This window comes from Enterobacter sp. AN-K1 (assembly GCF_020971765.1).
GTDB classification, from domain to species: domain Bacteria; phylum Pseudomonadota; class Gammaproteobacteria; order Enterobacterales; family Enterobacteriaceae; genus Enterobacter; species Enterobacter hormaechei_C.
This window is the reverse complement of the sequence record NZ_CP087390.1, coordinates 4,593,410-4,616,275: the sequence shown is the minus strand read 5'-3', so window position 1 is coordinate 4,616,275 and position 22,866 is coordinate 4,593,410. Positions and strand designations below refer to the sequence as shown.

At 51.7% G+C, this 22,866-nt stretch carries 23 protein-coding genes; 9 read left to right on the top strand and 14 right to left on the bottom strand.

The annotated features are described in order from the left end of the window. Window positions 1-46 precede the first annotated feature (46 nt). Complete coding sequence (locus tag LOC22_RS21880; RefSeq protein WP_230239209.1) at window positions 47-2,146, top strand: hypothetical protein; 2,100 nt, start codon at window positions 47-49, stop codon at window positions 2,144-2,146. A gap of 30 nt (window positions 2,147-2,176) precedes the next feature. Here the strand turns inward: LOC22_RS21880 and LOC22_RS21875 are convergent, their stop codons facing one another. From LOC22_RS21875 to LOC22_RS21855, 5 genes are read right to left on the bottom strand one after another with little or no spacing between them, the layout of a single operon-like run. Further along, a complete protein-coding gene (locus tag LOC22_RS21875) occupies window positions 2,177-3,286 on the bottom strand; it encodes an acyltransferase family protein (RefSeq protein ID WP_230239208.1) in 1,110 nt (369 codons plus the stop codon). Further along, complete coding sequence (locus LOC22_RS21870) at window positions 3,276-4,523, bottom strand: DUF6056 family protein (protein ID WP_230239207.1); 1,248 nt, start codon at window positions 4,521-4,523, stop codon at window positions 3,276-3,278. Before LOC22_RS21870 ends, LOC22_RS21875 begins: the two co-directional genes overlap by 11 nt. Beyond that, window positions 4,510-4,971: a hypothetical protein gene (locus tag LOC22_RS21865; protein ID WP_230239206.1), complete on the bottom strand. Its 462-nt coding sequence runs from the start codon at window positions 4,969-4,971 to the stop codon at window positions 4,510-4,512. Before LOC22_RS21865 ends, LOC22_RS21870 begins: the two co-directional genes overlap by 14 nt. A 5-nt stretch (window positions 4,972-4,976) precedes the next feature. Continuing rightward, window positions 4,977-5,891 carry a glycosyltransferase family 2 protein gene (locus tag LOC22_RS21860; RefSeq protein WP_180240291.1) on the bottom strand — a complete coding sequence of 305 codons (915 nt, stop codon included), beginning with the start codon at window positions 5,889-5,891 and terminating at the stop codon, window positions 4,977-4,979. Further along, window positions 5,888-6,250 (bottom strand): GtrA family protein, encoded by a 363-nt coding sequence (locus LOC22_RS21855; RefSeq protein ID WP_032648602.1) that lies wholly within the window; start codon window positions 6,248-6,250, stop codon window positions 5,888-5,890. Before LOC22_RS21855 ends, LOC22_RS21860 begins: the two co-directional genes overlap by 4 nt. Before the next feature lie 110 nt (window positions 6,251-6,360). Between LOC22_RS21855 and LOC22_RS21850 the strand changes: the two genes are divergently transcribed. After that, window positions 6,361-6,666, top strand: coding sequence for a hypothetical protein (locus LOC22_RS21850; protein WP_230239205.1), 306 nt, complete (start codon window positions 6,361-6,363; stop codon window positions 6,664-6,666). Further along, window positions 6,666-7,934 (top strand): Y-family DNA polymerase, encoded by a 1,269-nt coding sequence (locus LOC22_RS21845; RefSeq protein WP_230239204.1) that lies wholly within the window; start codon window positions 6,666-6,668, stop codon window positions 7,932-7,934. The genes LOC22_RS21850 and LOC22_RS21845 overlap by 1 nt, the downstream gene beginning before the upstream one ends. Here LOC22_RS21845 and LOC22_RS21840 read toward each other — a convergent pair. From LOC22_RS21840 to LOC22_RS21825, 4 genes are all read right to left on the bottom strand, one after another. Continuing rightward, a complete protein-coding gene (locus LOC22_RS21840; RefSeq protein ID WP_230239203.1) occupies window positions 7,927-8,598 on the bottom strand; it encodes an SOS response-associated peptidase in 672 nt (223 codons plus the stop codon). The genes LOC22_RS21845 and LOC22_RS21840 overlap by 8 nt on opposite strands. 350 nt (window positions 8,599-8,948) lie before the next feature. Continuing rightward, window positions 8,949-9,131: a DUF1869 domain-containing protein gene (locus tag LOC22_RS21835; RefSeq protein ID WP_003856955.1), complete on the bottom strand. Its 183-nt coding sequence runs from the start codon at window positions 9,129-9,131 to the stop codon at window positions 8,949-8,951. Window positions 9,132-9,134: 3 nt separating this feature from the next. Continuing rightward, window positions 9,135-9,488, bottom strand: coding sequence for a DUF1971 domain-containing protein (locus tag LOC22_RS21830; RefSeq protein ID WP_003856958.1), 354 nt, complete (start codon window positions 9,486-9,488; stop codon window positions 9,135-9,137). 27 nt (window positions 9,489-9,515) lie between these two features. Next, the gene (locus LOC22_RS21825) at window positions 9,516-9,842 is read right to left on the bottom strand and encodes a DUF1971 domain-containing protein (protein ID WP_015570441.1); all 327 of its coding nucleotides are present in this window, start codon (window positions 9,840-9,842) and stop codon (window positions 9,516-9,518) included. A 243-nt stretch (window positions 9,843-10,085) separates the two neighbouring features. Between LOC22_RS21825 and LOC22_RS21820 the strand changes: the two genes are divergently transcribed. Together LOC22_RS21820 and LOC22_RS21815 are read left to right on the top strand one after the other, a co-directional pair. After that, entirely contained in the window at window positions 10,086-10,259 is a 174-nt protein-coding gene (locus tag LOC22_RS21820; RefSeq protein WP_003856960.1) for a GhoT/OrtT family toxin, read from the top strand. Window positions 10,260-10,345: 86 nt separating this feature from the next. Next, window positions 10,346-11,104 (top strand): alpha/beta fold hydrolase, encoded by a 759-nt coding sequence (locus LOC22_RS21815; protein ID WP_230239202.1) that lies wholly within the window; start codon window positions 10,346-10,348, stop codon window positions 11,102-11,104. A gap of 33 nt (window positions 11,105-11,137) precedes the next feature. Here the strand turns inward: LOC22_RS21815 and LOC22_RS21810 are convergent, their stop codons facing one another. The 3 genes from LOC22_RS21810 to LOC22_RS21800 are packed head-to-tail and all read right to left on the bottom strand — an operon-like array spanning window position 11,138 to window position 17,632. Then, window positions 11,138-13,312: a virulence factor SrfC family protein gene (locus LOC22_RS21810; RefSeq protein WP_045349632.1), complete on the bottom strand. Its 2,175-nt coding sequence runs from the start codon at window positions 13,310-13,312 to the stop codon at window positions 11,138-11,140. Beyond that, window positions 13,309-16,290: a virulence factor SrfB gene (locus LOC22_RS21805; RefSeq protein ID WP_045334951.1), complete on the bottom strand. Its 2,982-nt coding sequence runs from the start codon at window positions 16,288-16,290 to the stop codon at window positions 13,309-13,311. The genes LOC22_RS21810 and LOC22_RS21805 overlap by 4 nt, the downstream gene beginning before the upstream one ends. 4 nt (window positions 16,291-16,294) lie before the next feature. Further along, window positions 16,295-17,632, bottom strand: coding sequence for an SrfA family protein (locus LOC22_RS21800; RefSeq protein WP_230239201.1), 1,338 nt, complete (start codon window positions 17,630-17,632; stop codon window positions 16,295-16,297). 282 nt (window positions 17,633-17,914) lie between these two features. Here LOC22_RS21800 and LOC22_RS21795 point away from each other — a divergent pair, with 282 nt between their 5' ends. Both LOC22_RS21795 and LOC22_RS21790 read left to right on the top strand, forming a co-directional pair. Beyond that, complete coding sequence (locus LOC22_RS21795) at window positions 17,915-19,513, top strand: ABC transporter substrate-binding protein (RefSeq protein ID WP_017382274.1); 1,599 nt, start codon at window positions 17,915-17,917, stop codon at window positions 19,511-19,513. A gap of 101 nt (window positions 19,514-19,614) precedes the next feature. Next, complete coding sequence (locus tag LOC22_RS21790; protein ID WP_017382275.1) at window positions 19,615-19,848, top strand: YdcY family protein; 234 nt, start codon at window positions 19,615-19,617, stop codon at window positions 19,846-19,848. A 3-nt stretch (window positions 19,849-19,851) separates the two neighbouring features. On the opposite strand, the gene LOC22_RS21785 is transcribed toward LOC22_RS21790, so the two are convergent. Then, window positions 19,852-20,301 (bottom strand): DMT family transporter, encoded by a 450-nt coding sequence (locus LOC22_RS21785; protein ID WP_032103594.1) that lies wholly within the window; start codon window positions 20,299-20,301, stop codon window positions 19,852-19,854. Then, window positions 20,298-20,816: a GNAT family N-acetyltransferase gene (locus LOC22_RS21780; protein WP_015570449.1), complete on the bottom strand. Its 519-nt coding sequence runs from the start codon at window positions 20,814-20,816 to the stop codon at window positions 20,298-20,300. The genes LOC22_RS21785 and LOC22_RS21780 overlap by 4 nt, the downstream gene beginning before the upstream one ends. A gap of 148 nt (window positions 20,817-20,964) precedes the next feature. On the opposite strand from LOC22_RS21780, the gene LOC22_RS21775 reads away from it, so the two are divergent. Both LOC22_RS21775 and LOC22_RS21770 read left to right on the top strand, forming a co-directional pair. Next, window positions 20,965-21,540, top strand: coding sequence for a helix-turn-helix domain-containing protein (locus LOC22_RS21775; RefSeq protein ID WP_017382277.1), 576 nt, complete (start codon window positions 20,965-20,967; stop codon window positions 21,538-21,540). Window positions 21,541-21,606: 66 nt separating this feature from the next. Next, entirely contained in the window at window positions 21,607-22,641 is a 1,035-nt protein-coding gene (locus LOC22_RS21770) for an NADP-dependent oxidoreductase (protein WP_198742072.1), read from the top strand. The last annotated feature ends 225 nt before the right edge of the window (window positions 22,642-22,866 follow it).

Genomic DNA, 22,866 nt, shown 5'->3' with positions numbered 1-22,866 from the left:
ACCAACCAGACCTGGCCACCGCGCCGGGTTTTTTTATGGAATCAATATGGCTACTACACCTACAAACCTGCCAGTCCCGAGCGAATCACCGATTGACCTGAAATACAACGCTGGGAAAATTGACGAATTCGTTACCTCTCAGAATCATACGTATACTGACCGTTTTGGCGTTCAGCACTGGACTATATCTGGAATTGAGTACACGGCTTCACAGGCTATCTCCCAGTTTGGTTATATCACACTTGATAGTTTCGAAGAGGGGAACACTCTCACCCTGCCAAATCAGGTTCTTCGCTTTGAGGCAACGGGAGAGTATTACCGTTGGGATGGGGTATTCCCCAAAGATGTTCCGGTAGGGTCTACACCAGAGACAACTGGAGGTGTTGGCATCGGTGCATGGATAAGCGTCGGCGACGCATCTCTACGTGCCGATATCGAAAATGGATATCTCAACCCTAAATACTCTCGAGTTTACCAGACTGTTGCTGATATGAAGGCAGGTAACCTGAAGGTTGGAGATAATGTTACATGGAATGGATATTATGCTGCCGGAGATGGCGGGGGGAATAATGGTGTAGTCGTCTTGGGGCCACAGACTGCTGATGATGGAAGTGTATTTGCACTGAGCAATGGATTGTATGTAGCAGCAATTTTTGGCGATACAGCGGACCCATGCCAGTTCGGCATTTCTCCAACCAGAACTGCAACGCAAAACACAGCATCATTCAATGCCGCTATAAGCTATGGGCTTAATAAAAAGAAAAGATTGTTACATAAAACGCCTGGTAGCTACTTAATTGACCCTATAGACATCGAAGGATCTTCCTTTGACTGGTTTTGGTGGGAGTGTGGGCGAGGAGATGTAACATTGACTTGCAACAGCACATCCTCCCCAGCAATTACTATGAGGGGCATCTTTACACCAGAAGGTGGACCGCTTTTTGCAAATTCTTTCCAGTATGCAACTGTGCTTGGACTTAGAATTAGAAGTCCTTACATCGGTCTTCGTTATGCTTTTACAGAAAACATGCATCTTCGAGATCTTATTTTCAGTGGAATAGGAACTACTGGTATTGCAATTGTTGGTCCTCTAGAAGGCAAGGAGAATGCTGTATGGGATATAATAGAGAGAATAAAATTTGCAAACTGGAAGTCAGCTTATAAATCTGGAGTCGGTCTGCAATCAGAAATAGCAACCAAGCATGTATACGTAGGGGATTGCACTTTCCGTGACTGGGATATGCAAAACTGCGGACTATCTGATAACGATTATGTTTTAGATTGCGGTTACTTCGATGGTGGCCTTTTTGATAGCTTACAGTGGCACATGAATGCGGCTTCGTCGTTTACCGCTCGCGTTCATTGTATGCGTATTTACAAACCAATCTATGTTCGCTGGACGAATTGTTACTTCTGGGAACCCAATGGTATTGGTGTGCACATACTATCTCCTCGCGAATGTGTTATGGACGAAACAAATATGATTGCTGGAGCCGGTCAAAGCGCTAACGATCCTAGCGTTCTTATTGCAAACTTTGATTCATTGACCAGTTATGCCGTTGAAATAAGACCGCGTATCGTGAACGGATATAGCACTCCTGTAGTTATCCAATCTCAGGGGGATATCGATCTTACAGGCATCAAAGAAAGAAATAACTGCCTGGCCAGCACATCATCACCAGCAATTTCTTTGCTTGGTGCAACTGGAGTGAAAGTAAGAAACGCTCAACTAAATAGTTCAGGCGGTCCATCTCTAGCAATCGACAACAGCACCGTTGAGGTATTCAATATCGATTACTCTGGTTACGCTTCACAAGCAACAATATCTAATGGAGGTTCGATAAGTGTTATCCCTGCTAATCGCGTTCGACAGGTTAGTTCGGCGTCATTTGTCGGTGTGTTTGACGATGAAATTCAATACAATGCTACCTCTGGAGGTGCTAACGTGACGCTGCCTTCCGCGACAAACTGCCCAGGAAAAGTAATAAGAATTATTAAGACAGATAGTTCTTCCAATGGGGTAGCTATACTTCCTGCAAGTGGTAATGCGATTAATGGAGCTTCATCCTACAGCCTCACTGCACAATATTCATTTGTACAACTAAGAAGCACTGGAGCAAACTGGATTATTATCGGTAAATCATAACAGGAAAGGCCGCCTGTGCGGCCTTTCACTTCATTTGAGCCTGGCTAACAACTTTTTGCCTAAAGCGGATGAGCGCACCTCTAATAGCTGATAAGTAATCGTTGACGTAAGAATTACGATACATGTTCCTATAACAAATTTTGGGAAGCCAGATATTCTTATATCAAACCAATTGTTTATACTGAGGAAATATAGCACAACTGGATGTATGAGGTACAGTGAGTATGATATAGCCCCTAAATGCAAAAGGAATCTGCTACGGAAAATACCTGCGTTTTTCTCGTACATGGACGCAGAAAGTATAAGGGCAAAAGAAACAACACCCCATTTTTCTGGTCCGTGCCCCATTATTGCTGAATTACCAATCAGCATGAAGAATGAGCAAACAATCACAGTGATCAGAAATGTATTTAAGATAGGTCCGTGTAGTGCTCCTGTCCTTATATGCTTGTATGCATAATATGCAATCATCCCATAGATAAAGTTAAACATCATCGAGGATGAATATATCGATGCCACTGGCATAAGCCACGAATTGATATGGTTTATTGGTGAAGTGGCAGACAGCGTAATCTCACTACCTGTAGTGACCCTTATAATTATGAATAGCGAAAAAATAGCTAATGTGCATACGATTGCTCTGTATTTGTGGCTCACAAACATAGATACCATAAACAGAAGGTAAAAGCTAAGCTCAAACGTAATAGTCCAGGCTACATATAGTGAGTTGTAACCAAAGAATGGAGGCTTTGACATATAATCAAGATGCAACGGAATCATCGACCATAGAATTTTGCTTACCGGGATATTTTGAAGGTATCCGATAGCAATGACTCCTACAATAAGCAGTGGGTAGATTCTGAACACCCTCTTAATCACAAATGAGATAGCGCCCATCTTTCGCCCTAAATCTTTTTCTGTGGAGAGCGCGATTACGAACCCACTAATCACAAAGAACAGGTCAACGCCGAATCCGCCGTTAGAGAACAGCGAATCACCGAGATACCTGATGTTAACTAGGCTTATCTCGTTGATTGTATTTTTGAAATGAGAGAAGAACACTATGATTGCAGCTATCCCGCGAAGATACTGTATAGATAAGACTTCTCTGTTAACATTAGACGAGCTATCAGTCTTCATGCTCAAACCTTTTGAAGCTCATTGCTAAAACAAGCACTATAAGTAAAGTAATGTCAAAAATAAACATTACACGCGTTCCGCTTGAGTATACTGTCGGTGAAAAGCCTATCATTATTGCTGACGAGATAGAACAGAGGCTTATAGCAGCACCCAAATAGAATTTTTTCTTTTCTTCTATTGTACTCAATAAATAGCAATATATTGATGATAAAAATATCATTGTAAATAGATATGATATATACAAGGTATGTTCCCTCCAAGTTACTGGGTTTGCAGTACCTCCACTTAAATAACCATTCGTTAAGCTGATCGTGTTTGTAAAGGAAAATAAATTATAATGCGCTGATAGTACAAATGTGATATAAATCCCGCAAGTAATGGTGGTTATTACTGATGTTATATTAGTTTTATTTTCTTTAATTATATGACAAAGTATAATAATTGCCAGTGCTAGAACTAAATAATTATGTCCACTTAAAATGTGAGCGTTTAGCTTATCCATTCCTAAAGATATCTTATCGAATAGGCCGTAGCTATAGTATTCTGGGAACTTACTTGATTCAATATTGAATCTTATTTTATTCCCAGGAGCGAGAATATTGCTTAAAAAACTTACAAGCACAATAAGGAAGTACAGCAAATCGATTTTTTTAAGAGTTGATGTGCCAATTTTATAACAGACAATCATAGCCAGAAATAATAAAGTTACCGCGCCAAATTGTTCATTGTTACATGAGAAAAATAATAATGCCGAAATTAATATAACCCTAAATTTTGTTGTTTTTATATTGATTTTGTATAAAGACAAAGCAAATATACCTAAAGAAATTGGTATTACATAGTTGTACGCTCCTGAAAACCAAAACACGGACTGACTATAAGTATTAATGTCCAGCATTAACAAAAATGAAACAAATAACGCTAATGATATTCTGAAGCTTTTTTTTGATTGTGAAATAATGGCAATGGAATACCCCATAATAACCACAGACGATATGATTAGAATCTTTGTAATAAACTCAAATCTTATAAATTCAACCATTAACGCTTCTAAGAGGTATCTGCCACTCCAGTGATTATACCTGCCGCTTGTGTAGTCAATAATATTCGTCTTTGATAATACATTCGCAAAAAATGTATCGTCAGATAATATTGTATGATTTGAGTTGATATAAACCACAATCAAAATTAAAAATATCAATATAAATTCAGCTTTGTTTCTTTTATTTGCAATCATATTTAAATCCACTTTTATTTTTTTCTAAGCCCTTAATTATAATTACTGTTTTTTTATCGTAATTATTCAACTCCGGTAAGTACGCCGATGCGTAAAATCCCGAATGGTTGAATGTATCAGGCAGGCTATAAAATTTTGCAACATCTACTCTCTTTCTACTTCTTGTTTTTAGCTGATAAGTTTTGTTACCTATCAGTAAAAAAACCTGTGCAGCATCAGCCACATTACTTTTTATGGATTTGTCAGAAATCGCCCATCCAGAAATAAAAGCTTTTCCATTCTCTATATTACATTCGTCAATTCCATATTTTAATAAGCTGCTGTAATTTTTGTAATGGTTGTTGTCGATGGCTATGGGCTTGTTCCATGAGTTATAAATTATGTATGTTAAAATGCAGCATATAATGCAGATTGGTATAATTATGTATCCTCTCAAATTGTAAATCATTCCCTTTAATCCTTTTTTAATATGTATTTTGGGCGTTTCTTAACTTCTACGTATATTCTTCCAATGTACTCACCAAGCACACCTATTCCGATTAGTTGAATTCCGCCAAGAAATAATATTGAAACAAGAAGAGAGGGATATCCACGAACGGCATTACCAAAGGCAATAGTGTCGATTATCATCCATGATCCATATATGAATGCCACGCCAGCGACTACAAGCCCAATATATGTCCACATGCGAAGCGGAAATGTTGAGAAACTGGTTATGCCTTCGAGCGCAAGATTCCATAGCTTCCAACCATTGAATTTTGTACTTCCTGCTACGCGTTCTGCACGGGCATATTCAACAACATCCGTGCGACCACCAACCCAACTCAGAATCCCCTTCATGAAGAGGTTTCTCTCTGGCATGAGCTTGATGTTTTCGACCACCTCACGGGACATCAGACGGAAGTCACCAACGTTTTCCTCGATCTGCGGGTTACTAATTTTGTTGTGCAGCTTATAGAACCACTCAGCGGTCTTGCGCTTCAATCTGCCATCGGTAGAGCGATCAGAGCGTTTAGCCAGAACCATATCAGCCCCGGCCTGCCATTTCTCTATCAGGTGCGGAATGACTTCGATAGGGTCCTGCAAGTCTACGTCAATCGGGATAATTGCTTCACCGGTAGCATGGTCAAGCCCGGCGAACAGAGCAGGCTCTTTACCAAAGTTGCGAGTGAATGACAGCGGGACCACAAGCGGATCGGCAACAGCAATCGCATCAATTATTGACTCTGTAGCATCTTTGCTGCCATCGTTTATGAAGACTATCTCTACTTCATGCTGCTGAAGCTCTTCAAATTCCCGAACAGTTTTATAAAAAATAGGTATCGCGTCTTCTTCGTTAAAGACAGGAACTACCAGAGAAATTTTCATTTCGCATCCCTAAAGACAATGAACTTTGAATAAATAAAACCGCACACCAGACTGATTGCGGAGAAGAGAATGAGAGTCACAATTGGAGCCATTCCGGACTTATCGGCAGCCCAACCAACAGCTGCGCTCAAGGATCCCATAAACCCTACATACAGCATGTAGCGCATCGTGGTTGTCGAAGACTTAAACGTGAACCTGGCGTTTGCAAAGAAGCTGAATGACACCGCCACGACGAACCCGGCGAAGTTACCAAGTGCCTGGCCTGTGTGAAACGCATATATGCAAATAGCGAACACAACCCAGTGAATGAGCGTGTTTATGACGCCGATCGATGTGTACTTAGCAAAGAGCTTTAACATTATAAAAATCAGTCAATTCGGAAAGGTCTGAAGTTTAGCACCACTGTGAAACTTGATCGACCCTCATATTTGACGATACTGTATTTATATACAGTTGTTTTGGAGGGGCCATGGAGGCAAACGCTCAGCGATACAGGCTTGAAAAATTATGTTGTGTTAACCGCTACTCATGCCTGGTTGAAACGTCAGGTGGATATGCGATTTTTCAGCCTGATCTTGTCCCCGACAAAGGAATGCGCGTACTGGTGCATGCGTTTGGCCAGCTACAGTTCGCGGTCGTTATGGGCGGCGCGCTCATCACAGAAGACGGTGAAAGCATAGAAGGTGATGCTTTAGATGAAGTTGAAGTTATGGGTGTGGTGACCTTCTTTATAAATGGCGCTGCGGCGTTCACAGACGACAATCCGGTGATGTGATGTTTGCCCTGGTCGATGTGAACTCATTTTATGCCAGTTGCGAAACTGTATTCAGGCCCGATCTGCGCGGGAGGCCGGTTGTCGTTCTGTCGAATAATGACGGTTGCGTAATTGCACGCAGCGCCGAGGCAAAGGCTGCCGGGATAGCGATGGGTGAGCCGTTCTTCAAGCAGAAGGAGTTGTTCCGGCGCGCTGGTGTTGTTTGCTTCAGCAGCAACTACGAGCTCTATGCAGACATGTCCAGCCGGGTAATGACCACGCTGGAAGAAATGAGCCCGCGCGTGGAAATTTACAGCATAGACGAAGCCTTTTGCGACCTGACCGGCGTAAGGAACTGCCGGGACCTGACTGAATTTGGTAAAGAGATCCGCGCGACTATTTTACAGCGGACACATCTCACAGTCGGAGTCGGCATAGCCCAGACCAAGACGCTGGCGAAGCTGGCTAACCATGCTGCGAAAAAATGGCAGCGGCAGACGGGCGGCGTGGTCGATCTCTCAAACGTCGACCGGCAGCGAAGGTTGCTGGCGCTTGTTTCTGTGGAAGATGTCTGGGGTGTTGGTCGTCGCATCAGCAAGAAGCTGAACGCCATGGGCATCAAAACGGCACTGGAACTCTCTGAGCAGAGTACGTGGATTATCCGAAAACACTTTAATGTGGTGCTGGAGCGAACCGTCCGTGAGCTGCGCGGCGAGCCATGCCTGGATCTGGAAGAGTTCGCGCCGGTGAAGCAGGAAATCGTATGCAGCAGATCGTTTGGCGAACGCATTACTGACTATGAGCAAATGCGGCAGGCTATTTGCAGCTACGCGGCCCGTGGTGCTGAAAAGCTTCGCGGCGAGCACCAGTATTGCCGTTTTATATCCGCCTTCGTTAAGACCTCTCCGTTTGCCCTTAATGAGCCCTATTACGGAAACAGCGCATCGGTAAGGCTGCTCACGCCAACGCAGGACAGCAGAGACATCATCAACGCCGCGGTAAAGTGTCTGGACAAAATCTGGAAGGACGGTCACCGGTACCAGAAAGCGGGTGTCATGCTGGGCGACTTCTTCAGCCAGGGCGTGGCCCAACTAAACCTGTTCGATGACAGTGCTCCCCGAGCTGGTAGTGAGAAGTTAATGGAGGTACTGGATCACCTGAATGCAAAGGACGGAAAGGGCACGCTCTATTTTGCCGGGCAGGGCATACAGCAACAGTGGCAGATGAAGCGTGAAATGCTTTCTCCGCGCTACACCACCCGGTTTTCAGATCTTCCAGTGGTTAAGTGACGGGCTCTATAAGTTCTGGTCCTTGATTCTTCACATTCCCCACGGCGCGCGTAACGGCATGCCAGATAAACTTGTCGGCGGGGACTGTCCCGTCGGCTATTATCTCCTCAGCTTCTTTCCCACCTACATCCTGACGCATCCATTCCCTTGCAGCTTCCGGCGACAGAACCAGTGGCCGACGGTCATGAATATCGACCAGTCCTTTGGCAGCAGCAGATGTCACGATCAGGAAGCCCTCTGCTTCATCGCCGCGTTCAAATGGTGTGCTGCCGATCGCCGCCATGAATATCGGCTGCCCGTCGGCCCGGTGAATGAAGTAGGGTTGTTTCTTGTCGCCTTCTTTCTTCCATTCGAACCATCCATCGGCAAAACAGATCGCCCGGCCATGCTGCCAGAGAGGTTTGAACATGCGGCTCGTGGCCGCCGTCTCGACGCGCGCGTTAATCAAAGGCGCTTTATCCCACCACCCGGGCGCGTAGGACCACAGAACCGGATCGAGATGTAACTGCTCATCGCGTTCGCTCAGTAGCAGCACTTTAGTTCCGGGCGCCACGTTGTACCGGCCAATAGGTTCCGGGTCATATGCAATGTCGCGATCGCCTTCATCGGCAAGATATGCCAGATAGTCTTCACGGGTTTGTGCTTGTGCAAAACGTCCACACATAGAAACCTCCAGTCAGTCAGACTGAAAGTATAGGGCAGGGATAAAAAGTAGCGCGCGCTGGTTAAGTCTTACAAACGGATTCGGGGCGATTATGCTGATGAGGATGGAGTGCGTAAAGTGGCGTGATGCGAAACTGGAAGGAGCTACGCAAAGTTTGGCGGTGGGGCATGGTTGGGGCAAAAAATTAGCGCAAAACAACTCAAAACCTCATAAGGCAGTGATTCGTCTTGCGCTAATGCTTTGGTTTTATCTAGCTTCTGACTTACTTCAACTCAGTTCGTCAAAAAGATGCCGCACATAATGATCAAACACTAAACCTTTATGCCCGGCGCAGTGCCGGGCGATTCAGCTTACCAGCCACAGACCTCGTGTTCATTTTCCGTATCGTAGGCGCGAACGGTGTTCACCAGATCCTTCACGACATCTGCCGCGACGTCCGGGATCAACAGCTCCATTGGCGCTTCTGTTTCATAATCCACCGACACGCCGTTGCTGTTGTTGGTGACGGTCACGGTATAGGTAGCCTTACCCATTATTTACTCCTTATGCGTGTTGACCACTTTACCGATGCCCGCACCGCTGAGCGTGACGGCAGGATCCGCGAAAAAGTCGATATTAAAATAGGTGTCGTCGGTCAGTAGCTCAATGCGGTGCCATTTTTGTGGTGGGGAGATGCCAAAAGAACCGGCCTCAATGACCACTTCCAGATCGGGCTCGGTGGCGTCGCCATCGGCAAAGCCAAAGTAACGCACCGCACCCTGCATGACGGACAACCGACCGTACACGCCGGCTTTGGTGTTGTGATGGGTAAAAAGCGCTTTTGGGGCGGTCTCTTTATTCCAGAACGGCGTCGAGCGGGTATGAACAAAGTTTTCAGGAATACGTAACATCATAGTTTCCTTCATGTTGGCGGGCGCTTAAAGGGACTTAAGCACCTCAGGTTCAACAAAGAATTCAATATTGAACAGGGTGTCGTCGGTCATCACCTCAATGTGGTGCCATCTCTCTGGCGGGAAAACGCCGAAACGACCCGCTTCAATGACGAGCTCGCTGTCAGGCTCAGGTGTAAATTCATCAGCATAGCCCAGATAACGCACTGCGCCACGCATCACCGACAGGCGAGGGTAAACGCCAGGACGCGTGCCCGTATCAAGGTGACGTTTAAAAATGCCGGCGGGGGCCGTTTCTTTGTTCCAGAAAGGCGTGGAACGGGTGTGAATGCAACTCTGCGGAATGCGTAGCATGTTTCCTCCCTTAAAAGCCTGCTGGTATTAAACTGCTTTCTGAGGGGATGGATTTATCAATAAGTGCATTTAATATGCATCTTATCAATAATAACCGTTTTGCTTTACCCGGCGTTGTTACACAAGGTACTCAGTTGTTATTATCCTTAGTATTTAAGTGGTTATGATGTAACGAAAAAACTTGATCTGTGTCAACATATGACGCATATTGCGTGCGGTTATTTTTCGGCTCAGGTAAACAGAATGACGTTGTATCAAAAGATGTTGGTGTTCTACGCAATCATGGCCTCCATCTGCGCATTAATCACCTGGTTCCTGTCTAAAGATCGTAAACGTATTCGCCTGTTGAGCGCATTCCTGGTGGGTTCCACCTGGCCGATGAGCTTTCCTGTTGCCCTGTTGATCTCTCTTTTCTGAAGCACGCTTCCAGAATCGGCATCCAGACATAGCATTCCATACATTGAGGCTGTATAAATATACAGTCCGTCATACATGGAGTGCTTATGAACAGTTTCTATTCGCAGCAAGCAGGCTGCACTGTGCGCTGGCAGGATCTTCCCGGTGTCGGTGACCCGGTTGTGTTTATCCACGGGTTGGGCTGTGCATCGTCGTATGAATATCCTCGTATTGTCTGTGATACCCGTTTCGGGGGGCGCAGAGCCATTCTGATCGATCTTCCCGGTAGCGGTTACAGTGACAAACCTGACAACTACCGTTATCGCACGAGCGAACAGGCGCAGGTGGTGGTTGAACTGTTAAACCATCTCGGCCTGGATAGTCTCTGGCTGTATGGTCATAGCATGGGGGGGAGTATCGCGATCGAAACGGCAGCACTGTTAACGTCGCGCGTTAAGGGCCTGATAGTATCTGAACCCAATTTTCATGCGGGTGGCGGGATGTTCAGCCGAGCAATTGCGGCCCAAACGGAACAACATTTTCTGGCTCAGGGCTATGATGACATGCTGCGGGCGGAAACGTCGCCGTGGGCTGGAAGCCTTCAAAACAATGCCCCCTGGGCCGTCTGGCGAGGCGCAACAAGCCTGGTCGAGGGCGTTAAACCTGACTGGGAACACCTGTTCTTGTCATTGAGCTGCCCGGTAATGTTAGTTTTTGGTGAGCGATCCCTGCCTGATGACGATTTTAATCGCCTGCAACAAAACGGTGTTGCTGTAAAAATTATCCCTGATGCGGGCCATTCAATGTCCTGGGAAAACCCGTCAGCGTTGGCTCAGGCTTTATCTGGCTTCATAAACGGCTCATGAAGGGGTAGCCCGCATTGCTGCGGGCTGCAATGATTAAGACAGCAGGGCAGACAAGGCTTTCCGCGCAGCAGGCTGAACGTCATACGGGCACTGATAATCCACGTTCTCAATCGCGCGGGTGTAGAGCGCAACCAGCCAGTCATAAACATAGGCTGTCGCCGCATGGACAGGCTGCTCGCCAAGTCGGGTAAGACGGGGAGAAGCGCTGCTCACAACTGGCGTCACAAAAATTGGCTGACCTTTGCGGATCCGGCTTGCAGGCCGTTCAGAAACGGGCGTCATTTCATAGCCAAGCCAGCTAATGAAATTGCCTGTCGCGGCATGCAGCTGCGCGGCACTGCTTTTATCTTTTTCTGCAATGCGTTGCAGTTGCAGCGGCAGATCCAGCCGGTAGCTGGTAACGATCAGCACATCCGCAATCTGCTGTAATACCTCTGCGTCCAGGCCCAGACGGGCAGCCGCCGCGTCGTTGCGACTCCACTGACGAAGATGGTTAACCCACACGTTATGGGCCAGCCGCGCCTTGTCTTTGGTCTGCAACGCGCCTGGATTTTCCTGCGTCTCTTCCGCAAACAGATCGATAACATCGTTAAACAGGCCGCTGACCTGTTCCTCACGAGGCTGGTGAACGGTCAGCAGCGTCTCAAACGCGTTTAACGGCGGCAGAAGCCCCTCAAGCAGTTCACCATGACGAGCGGCACTGCCTTGCAGCGTTCGGACCATTTTTTCGGCCTGTGCCCGCCCTGCGCCTGGCTCCTGAGTGAGAGGCGCGACATATGGGCGCATCAGCGTCGACAGCGACTCTTGTAACAGCCTTTTCAGCGCGCGGAGACGCTTCTGGCGCTGTGCCGGCAGGGTAGCCTGCGACAGCCACTCAATCACCCGCTGCATGCTGTGGGTATCGAGCGCCTGGAGCGTGCCCCAGCGCAGACCCGGCTGGCCCAGCAATTGCTGCACCGCTTCGTCCAGATTCTGCTTTGTGGTAAACCGCGCATCATGAGGGGTAATGGCCCAGACCAGCCCCGGCAACGCGGATTCTTCAACCGGCTGCGTCTCTTTGACCCAGTTTTGCAGGAGCCTTGCCGTTTTCGCGGTCTGCTGGTGGTGCGCCGTCGCATTGCAGATAACCAGGACATCCGGCTGAATGTGCTGACGATAATGCTCCAGCAACCACAGGCATTTTGCCTGCATCATCAGCGGCGTGTTTTCCTCAGAAATGGCAGGGATATCAATGACGTCAACGTTATCCAGCACGCAGTTCTCAACGGGCAGCACCACTTCGCGGGTCAGAGATGCCAGTACATCGACGGGCAGGCTAATGGCGTTAAGCAGCTCGCCGTTTTTTACCGGATGAAGCAGTGTTTCCTGTGCTTCCGGCAGGGTAAACGCCCCGTGCGTAAGGAAGCCTTCGCAGGGCAGACCAAAGCTGTCCACCAGCAGACTCAACGGCGCCGCAAGCGCGCTGGCATGGCTGGTTTGATGCAGCACCTGGGCGAATTTAAGCCACTGCTGGGTTAACTCCTGCTGCTCACCCCACAGCAGAGACCAGACGCTGGCGCGGGTGCTGAGATCAAGTGACGGAACCAGCAGGGCAAACTGGTGCCACAGGGCATCATCAATATGCTGCTTAGCGCCGGGTACTACGCTTTGCCAGAACCGGGCAATGGTCGCGACTTCCCGTGCCGTCATTCCCGGCACGCTCTGCGGTTGACGCAGTGCCCGCCACTTCTCAAGCCGGGCTTCAATCACCAATTTATCCACCGCGCGGATCTGCGGATCCAGCGTGGTGCGCGCGATAAACAGCTGCACCAGCTCGGCCTCCGTTACCAGGCGCAGGCGTAAGGGAAACGCGTCGTCTGCGACCTCGCGGGACGCTCTGCTGAAACGCACGGCCATGTTGGTCGGTGCATGCCCGGGGTTAATATGCGAGAAGTAATCAAACGTGCGTTGACCCGGCGTAACGTTCAGCCGTTCGTCCCCGCTGCCGCAAAGTGCAGCCAGCAGGTGCGCTTTCGCGGCCTGCGAGTGGCCATATAAGCCGATACTGCCCTGGCTGACAAGGGCGCGATCGAGCGCCTCTTCACGCGCGCTTACTGCGTTAAGGCGGGCAAGCAGGGCGTCGGCTTCGTTATCCAGCATCGGGGCGTGCTGTCGCGTCTCGTTGATCCACCCGATTAAGGCCTGAGTGGTGGCAGTCGTCGCAGTCATTTGAGGTATACGCTCCCGCTGTCGATCCAGTAGTGGCTGCCGCTGTGTCGGCGATCGGCCAGAGTATTCAGTTTAAATGTCAGGGCATCAGGCGGCACGGGCGTGCCGTCCTGTAGCCAGGCATCACTCAGCTCGAAAGATTCCGGGCCTTCCTGCTTATTGCCGCCACGCAGCTTCAGGCGCACGTTCAGTACGCCGTCGCCCGCAATGGCTTTCGCCAGCTCGGCTGAGTTGATGCTCAGGGTATAGAGCGGCGTCGCGGGCCAGCGGGCATTGGCCAACTGCCGGAAGCCGAGCGTAACGTTGCCGCGCAGCGGGAAGTGCAGACGGGCGTCCAGTTTCGCGCCGGGTTTATCGAGGTCGATATCGTGATACCAGACGTTCTCGTCCCGCAGGGTATTGATCGTGTTATCCAGCACGCCCAGATAGCGCACCGTAGAGTACGCGCCGATATCCGCTGCTTTAAAGTTAAATCGCGGCAGACGAAGATCCAGCGCCAGGCTACAGAGCATCGCTCCCACCGCAGCGGTGGATTTCGGGTTGCCGATCCGTCCCTGCTGGCTGAACGGATACCATTCATGAACCTGGTATTTATCCAGCCAGACGATGCGGTTGACGGGCACCGGTTGCAGGTGGCGAATCAAGGCCTGAACGCCCGGCAGACAGCCCGGCCGTCCCGTGATAAGCAGGATATCGCAGCTGTAATGAGAGATCGCCTCACATACCGCATGAAGCGGGGCGGCAAGCGTGAACTGACCCGCCAGCATGGCGTCCCGCATCTCCCGGAAGCTGACGTGCAGCGGTACGCTGAACAGATCAAAGTGTTCTGAGCCGGCAGGCAACGCATGGTCGATCGCCTGCTGGAGATAATTCATCACGTTGCGCGTCGGTTTTTGCGCAAGCAGATCGCCAAAGGTGGCATGCAGCCCGGCCAGCGGATCGTCAACATCGCTCGATTCCCACGCCGCCAGGATCGCGTGACCGATCGGCATAAAGAGCTGAAGCGCCGTCTGCTGGCGCAGGACCGCCTGGGTATCGATCCGCCCGGAGTCACCGAACAGGGATGCCATCAGCTGGGAGGCATCGGCTATGCCGGATTTCTGAAGCTGGGTTTGCAGCGCAGGCAGAACGTAGCGCTGGATCACGTCCAGCAGCGTGTCGTCGCCAGCGACCTTAAACCCTTCGCGGAACAGCAGCTGCGGGGTGATTTTGACGTTATTCCCGGAACCATCGTCTAACTGATAGTGCGTGATAGCCATATCCGTCGTGCCGCCGCCGATATCAATCGAGGCCACGCGCAGCGCACGCCCCGGCTGGACACCAGGCTCAGGCGCGCGATCCGGACGGGCGAGGGAGGCGAAAAAGGCCTCGGTCTGGCCGCCGAAATGGGAAATGGCTTCGTTATACAGCCACACCAGCTGGCCGCAGCTGGCCTCGTCCCACTCCATCTGGATTTCAGGAACCGGCACCACGCTTTTTTCCTGCTGCTTGCGGCTGGCAAAATCTTCATCCTGCGGGTGCCAGCCCATCGCTTTCCAGACGATGGCGATAGCTTCGAACATGCGGCGACGGAAAATCTCGCGCTCCTGTTTCGGCATTGCCGAAGGCAGGGTGAGGATCAGCGTCCGCAGCTGGCGGGGAGAGGCCGGGAAGCCGAGCCGCAGGCGGGTGGCCACGCTGTTAATCTGACCAAGCGCCTGAGCCAGCAGCTCGCAGAGCATGTGCGTCATCAGGGTGCTGCGGCTGTACTGCGGAGAGAATACCGGCAGGCGTTCATCCTGCGGCAGCGTAAAGAGCGGTTCCCCGTCGTCGTTCATCAGGTTCATCAGCGGAAACGCGGTTGCCAGCGGTTCGCGCTGAGTTTTGCTGTTCATCTGGCTAAAGCGCCAGTCCTGCACCACCGGCGTCTCGTCCCACAGATAGCGACGCGGGCTGGAGATGCCGCTGTTGCCTTCCGTGCCCAGACGCTGCATCGCCAGCTTACGCGCTTCATCACCCACGCGGACAATCGACGGCCAGACGAACGCATCCTCCCGGCCGCTTTCCACCGAGAAGTGCTGCTTGCCAAAACGCGCTTCGGAAAATTCAAGACGGCTGGTAAACAGCGGTTCATTCAGGAACTGCGGCTCACTCAGCGATCGTACCTGAAGTTCAGCCGTCTGGCGCAGGCCGTCGTTGGCATCACCATGATCTTCAATAATCACGCCGCAGGTATGGGTGTTGCCTACGTCAAGGATCAGATCGACAGGAATAGCAGGGGTGCTCAGGGTATGGGTGACAAACTTCACTTCCGGCACGGTGAGTTGTTCACCGAGCATGGAGAGCAGGTTGAGCCAGTGCGCCTGATATTCAAAGCTGCGCATGGCCTGATGCAGCTCGCGCTCGGAGCGTTTTTCAACCCCGTCGGCAAACTGCGTGAAGGCTTCGCGCAGCCAGCCGTCAATCCAGGTCTGGTCGAGGAAACTCTCAACCTCACTGTCGCGCCAGGCGAGCGCGAAACGCGTGCCGTTCAGGATATCGTTTTCAACCGGCGACAGGGCAGACGTCGCATGCTCTGCAATCTGGCTGTCGAGCGCGACGGTGACCCGGTGCGTATTGCCAGCTGCGTCGGGCGTGGAAAGCTTTCGTACCTGGACGCGCGCCCAGTTATCCGGGCCTTCAACAAACGTCCGCGGCGGGTTAAAGCGCAGGAAAGGGATCGGCAGCCAGACGCCGTCCAGCACGGTCAGGGAGTCATGCAGTGGAATGGTGCTTTCAGGCTTGACCACTTCCGGCTGCCCGCCATCGGTGGCAGGGAGCGTGTACCGGCCGTTAACCAGGTCAAAATCCAGACGCAGCAGCGGGCCATTTGCCGTTTTACGCACGAAACGCCCGTTGCTGGCGGTGTCCTGCGGAGTCAGGCCAAAATCGAGAAACTGCACGCCGCTGTTAGCAATCAGCGTCACGCTCTGTTTATAGTCGCAAAGATTAACCAGCATAGGATCAGACACCTGCTTTCTTGAACGTCAGAGGAACGACGGTGTTGGCATCGTAACGTGCGGTGCATTCCGCCACATCGCTGGCACCTGCCTTACAGGTCACTTCCGGCATCGGATAGCGTGAACCGTCGGTGCAACGCGCGTTTCCGCGCGTTTTGATCAACAGCTCGCCGTTGCTGTGTAATCCGGAAAAGACGTCTACCCGGCAGACAATGTTGTCGCCATGCACGACCCGGGCGAAACCTTTATTGTTCTGGATCTGGTAGCGCAGCGACGGCGGTTTGCCGGTGAGCGGATCCTGCACATCGAGAAACGCGCGCCAGGTGCCGTTCAGGAAGCGCGTTAACCCCGCTTTGACCTGGTTTGCCTCCATCACCATCGCATCTTTCGGTATCGCGGTAATGACCACCGGTTCGGCTGCCGGGGCAGGCGTTTTCACCTTCGGCTCTACCACTTCGGCCTGGTGCAGCGGGAGTTTCAGTTCAAGCGGCTCAACCGTCTTTATGGGGGCCGGAGCAATGGCGACGGGTACTGGCGCTGGTGTGGCAACAGGCGCTGCGATCGGGGCCTGTTTTGGCCAGAGCAGCGGGGTGGCGATGGCTGCAATAATGACGGCGGCAACCGGCAGCAACCACAGGGGGGAGCGACGTTTTTTCTGTATGGCCGCCGGTGCGGGCTCTGGCGGCGCGGCGCTCATGCGCACCGGCTCTGGCGTATACAGTTCATCGTCGGTGATACGGACTGTAGTCACAGGCGTGATAAGCGGCGCGTCGGCCTGCTCAAAGGTCACCACCGGGGCCGGTTCTGGCTCCGGTTCAGGTTCAGGCTCGTTAATCACCACTGGCTCAGGTTCAGGGACCAACGATTCGCGCAGGCAGTCCAGCACGTCGTCGCGCGCGTTTTCGTTAAGGTTGACGAAACCCCAGAAGCAGATCACCGGTTTGCCATCCACCAGGAAAACAAAGTTTTCACCGGGAAACTGAAAGGCTTTTGAGAGCAGAGAGCCAAACAGTTGCTGCGCCGTTTTCGGTGACTGAAGGCATTTTTTACTCAGCGACTCCACGCTGGTGAGCGTGTTTTCCAGATAGCGCAGGGCGCGATAACGATCATCTTCATCCGCCGCCTTCCAGCTGGAGACGGTTCCCTCAACCGGGGAGTACCAGTCAACGCGATCGCCGCCGTCGTTGACCTGGGGGATGGCCAGGCAATCAACGATAGCCTGTTGTTTGCGCAACCGAAGCGCTTCGCGGATTTGCAGCGCTGATTCAAAAACGGCCTGTCCGCCGCCGCCAACGGCCTGAAAATCATCCAGATTACCGCTGCGTAAAAGTGTTTTTGCCACGATTTGGTCCTGTAGACTTTTTCACGCCATTACTTTAGCGAATCAGGTAAGCAAGCAAATGGCTGAGGAGACGGCAAAAGGGACGATTTCTTGCGGCATTGATCGTGACGGTTGTGCTTGACGAATAATGGACCTTAAGGCAAATCGGTTTCTGCGGGCTGATGCTAAAACCAGCGAAATGTACGGCTTTAGAATAACCTGATAGTGATTCGTTATTTGTCAGGCCAAAACGTCTGTGCTGTTATTACTGTTCACTATAATAAAACCGAAAGGGTAATAACCATGTCTACAGGGAAAACTGTGCTCGCCCTCGCGCTGAGCGCGCTGCTACCGGCAAGCGCCGCATGGGCGGCAAACAAAGACACCATTATCTACTGCTCCGAGGCGTCGCCGGAGTCGTTTAACCCGCAGATCGCCAGCTCTGGGCCCTCATTTGTCGCCAGCTCGCAAACGCTGTATAACCGTCTGATTAACTTCGACCCGGTAAAAAACACGCCGGTGCCTTCTCTGGCCGAGTCGTGGACCATTTCGCCAGACGGCAAAACATACACGTTTACCCTGCGTAAAGGGGTAAAGTTCAACAGCAATAAATACTTCAAACCGACCCGTGATTTTAACGCTGATGACGTTATTTTCTCCGTTATGCGTCAGAAAGACCCTAAGCATCCCTATCACAATGTTTCCCAGGGTAATTACGAATACTTCAATGACGTGGGCCTCGACAAGCTCATTCAGGATGTGAAAAAGATCGACGATTATCACGTTCAGTTCACGCTGAGTGAACCCAACGCGGCGTTCCTGGCCGACTGGGGAATGGACTTCGCCTCGATCCTCTCTGCCGAGTACGCGGACGCGATGCTGAAAAAGGGTACGCCTGAAAATGTGGATACCTGGCCAATCGGCACCGGCCCGTATGTGCTTCAGCAGTACAAGGTGGATTCGCTGATCCGCTACGTCGCCAACCCGAACTACTGGGAGGGAGAGGTGCCGACCAAACACCTGATCTTCTCCATCACGCCAAACGTTGAGACGCGTCTGGCGAAGCTGCAAACGAACGAGTGTCAGATCATTCCTGCGCCGTCGCCAGTGCAGTTTGAAGCGATCAAGAAAAACAAAGACCTGACCCTGCACTCGGTGGATGCGCTGAACGTGGGGTACCTGGCGTTTAACACGGAGAAAAAACCGTTTGATAACGTGCTGGTGCGCCAGGCGCTGAATTACGCAACGGACAAAAAGGCCATTGTTAACGCGGTCTTTATGGGGTCTGGTACGGTCGCTAAATCGCCGATCCCGCCGAACATGCTCGGCTTTAACAAAGACCTGAAGGATTACGGCTACGATCCGGAAAAAGCGAAAGCGCTGCTGAAGCAGGCGGGTCTGGATAAGGGCGCGGAAGTGACCCTCTGGTCCATGCCGGTTCAGCGTCCGTACAACCCGAACTCGCGACGCATTGCGGAGATGATCCAGGCTGACTGGGCGAAAGTGGGCGTGAAGGCGAAAATCGTCTCATACGAGTGGGGGGAATATCTTTCCGGCATGCGTAAAGGCGAGCATGATTCCGCGCTGTTCGGCTGGATGTCTGATAACGGCGATCCGGACAACTTCGCCGATGTGCTGCTGGGTTGTAACAGCATCAAAACCGGATCTAACGCCGCGCGCTGGTGTGATAAGGGGTATGATGAGCTGGTGCAAAAGGCCAAACTGACCAGCAACCCGGACGAACGTGCGAAGCTGTATGGCCAGGCACAGGAGATTTTCTACCAGCAGGCACCGTGGATTGCGTTAGCTAACGGCAAAACGTTCTACGCGACCCGCAGCAACGTGACCGGGTACAGCGTGAGTCTGATGGGCAGTGACTTCTCGAAAGCGAAGCTGAACTGATCGTATTCTTGCCGGGTGGCGGCTATGCCTTACCCGGCCTACAGTTACCACCCGTAGGCCCGGTAAGCGTAGCGCCACCGGGCATTTGGAAAGGAGTGACAATGTCACATTTAAACGATGTTATCGCCCGCGTCGATGCCGCCATCGAAGAGAGCATAATTACCCACATGAACGAACTGCTGATCGAATTAAGCGACGATGCAGAGCTCAGCCGTGAAGATCGCTATACCCAGCAGCAGCGCCTGCGTACCGCGATTGCGCATCATGGTAAGCAGCATAAAGAAGAGGCGGAGGCGCGCCATGCCCACCTCACGCAGGGTGGGACTATCCTGTAAGGGTTAAAACTGGCGCCGTGCCACCAGCCAGGCGCCGACCACCAGCATCGCTGCGCCGCAGACCGGGCCTACCAGCGCGCGCAGGGGAACGCCGTTGCTCTTGAGGATGTCCATCACCAGGCCGCCAATCAGCTGGCTTGCTACCAGCACGGCAATGGTCGTTGCCGCGCCCACATTCTGATACCCGCTAATACTGGCAAAGACAAAAAATGACCCCAGCAGGCCGGGGATCAGCGTCCACCAGCGCACCGTCGACGCCAGTTCGCTAAACCCCGCCAGGCCATTTTTCACCAGCAAAATGCTGACAAACAGCACAATCCCCACCAGCGAGTTCAGCAGCATGGCGATAAGAATAGTGGAAGAGGATTGCGTAATGCGCACCATCAGGGTGTTTTGTACCACCAGCCCAATCCCGGCGGCCACCAGAAACGCTAACGTCAACGATTGATTCATGGCAGAGCATCCGGATCGCTGCGCTCATCGAGCTGGAGTTGCATAAAGGTTAAATCCAGCCAGCGACCGAATTTGGTTCCCACCTGCGGCATATTACCGGTGGTAACAAAGCCCAGGGTTTCGTGCAGATGAATCGACGCCTGATTCTGCGCCTCGATACCGGCAACCATCACATGTTTACCAATCTGGCGGGCTTCCTTGATTAATTCCGTCATCAGCAGCCGACCGATGCCTTTGCCCTGATGATCGGGATGAACGTAAACCGAGTGCTCCACCGTATGGCGAAAACCGTCGAACGCTCGCCAGTCGCCAAATGAGGCGTATCCCGTCACAACACCTTCTTCTTCACTGACCAGCACCGGATAACCCAACAGCGTGCGCGCCTCAAACCATGCAATACGGTTATCGGTGTCGACAGTTGTATCGTTCCAGATGGCGGCGGTGTGCAGCACCGCATGGTTATAAATTTCACCGATAGCGGCACAATCTTCTTTGCAGGCATGACGAACGATCATGGTTAACCTCTGGCTGTGTTGTTTACTATAGTAGTACGATTCACTCACAATATTACACAGTTCTTGTGTTGCATCGCTACGACAAAATCCCTATTTTTTTGTCACCAAACTGCCCCGAAAAACCATCCGTACACTATAGTATGACGTCATGAACACAATGACAGACAATATGAATCAACGCATTAGCGCCCGCATACGCCTTGAACGCGAGTCGCGGGGCTGGTCATTAAGCGAACTGGCCGAACGGGCAGGTATTTCACGCGCCATGATCCATAAGATTGAACGGGGGGACAGTAGCCCAACGGCGACGCTGCTTGCCCGGTTATCCGGTGCCTTCGGTATTAGCATGTCTACGCTCATTGCGCGCGCGGAAATGCAGGAGGGCAAACTGTTACGTCTGGCGAACCAGCCCGTCTGGCGCGATCCGCAAACCCACTATTTACGTCGTCATGTGTCGCCGCGCAGCGATATGCCTATTGACCTCGTCCAGGTGGAACTGCCCGCGGGCAGCGATGTGCCGATGCCCGCCTCCTCTTATGCGCTGGCGCGACAGCTGATTTGGTTGCAGGCAGGTGAACTGGTCTTTCTGGAGGGGGACACCCGCCATGAAATGAAGGCCGGAGATTGTCTGGAACTCGGGCCGCCGAACGACTGCCGGTTTATTAACGAAACGGATGAATCGTGCCTTTATCTGGTCGTGCGGCTTAATCAGTCCGGCTCATAATGCAAAGGCGATCCGCAGGATAACGTGCCAGACTTGAATGACATTTTCAGCTGTAAGGAGCGATGAATGAGTCAATCAACTACGCAAAACCGACGCTGGGTACTGGCTTCCCGTCCACACGGCGCACCGGTTGCCGAAAATTTCCGCCTGGAAGAGCAGCCGATCCCCACGCCCGCAGAGGGGCAGGTGTTATTACGCACCGTATGGCTCTCGCTTGATCCGTACATGCGGGGCCGTATGAGCGATGCGCCATCCTATTCACCTCCTGTCGAGATTGGCGCGGTGATGGTGGGCGGCACGGTAAGCCGCGTCGAGACCTCCCGCCATCCGGATTATAAAGAGGGCGAGTGGGTTCTGGGCTACAGCGGCTGGCAGGAGTATGAACTTTCCGACGGGAAAGGGCTGGTCAGGCTGGGCGAAAACCTGTCGCACCCTTCATGGGCACTCGGCGTGCTGGGAATGCCGGGCTTCACCGCGTATATGGGGCTGCTTGATATCGGCCAGCCTCAGGCGGGGGAAACGCTTGTCGTGGCGGCAGCCACGGGGCCGGTCGGCGCAACGGTGGGGCAGATCGGTAAAATCAAGGGGTGCCGGGTTATCGGCGTGGCCGGCGGGGAGGAGAAATGCCGCCATGCGGTCGACGTGCTCGGTTTCGACGCCTGTCTGGATCACCATGCGGATGATTTTTCCGAACAGCTGGCGAAAGCCTGCCCGCAGGGCATTGACGTGTATTATGAAAACGTCGGCGGTAAAGTCTTTGACGCCGTACTGCCGCTCCTGAATACCTCCGCGCGCGTACCTGTTTGCGGACTGGTCAGCGGCTACAACGCGACCAACCTGCCGGATGGTCCGGATCGCTTGCCGCTGCTGATGGGGACCATCCTCAAAAAACGCATCCGCATGCAGGGCTTTATCATCGCTCAGGACTATGGTCATCGTATCGACGAGTTCCAGCAGGAAATGGGACGCTGGGTGAAGGAAGGCAAAATTCACTATCGCGAGCAGGTCACCGAAGGGCTGGACGCGGCGCCGGAGGCGCTGATTGGGCTGCTGGAAGGGAAAAACTTCGGCAAGGTCGTGATCCGCGTGGCGGCGGACTAAACAGAGCATCGGTTATGGCGGGCAAAGTCCGCCATAATTATTTGTGAAGATACGATATATTGTCTTTAATTAACCCATAAGCATTGCGCGCCATCGGCCCAGCTGAGCCAGAAGTGGTAAACGTAATATTAATTGAACAATTTTTATTTTAACGCGCGCCCTTCATACCAGGCATGACGATACAGGATATATCAAACCGGCGATGTTTTTTTAAACAGTCGCTGA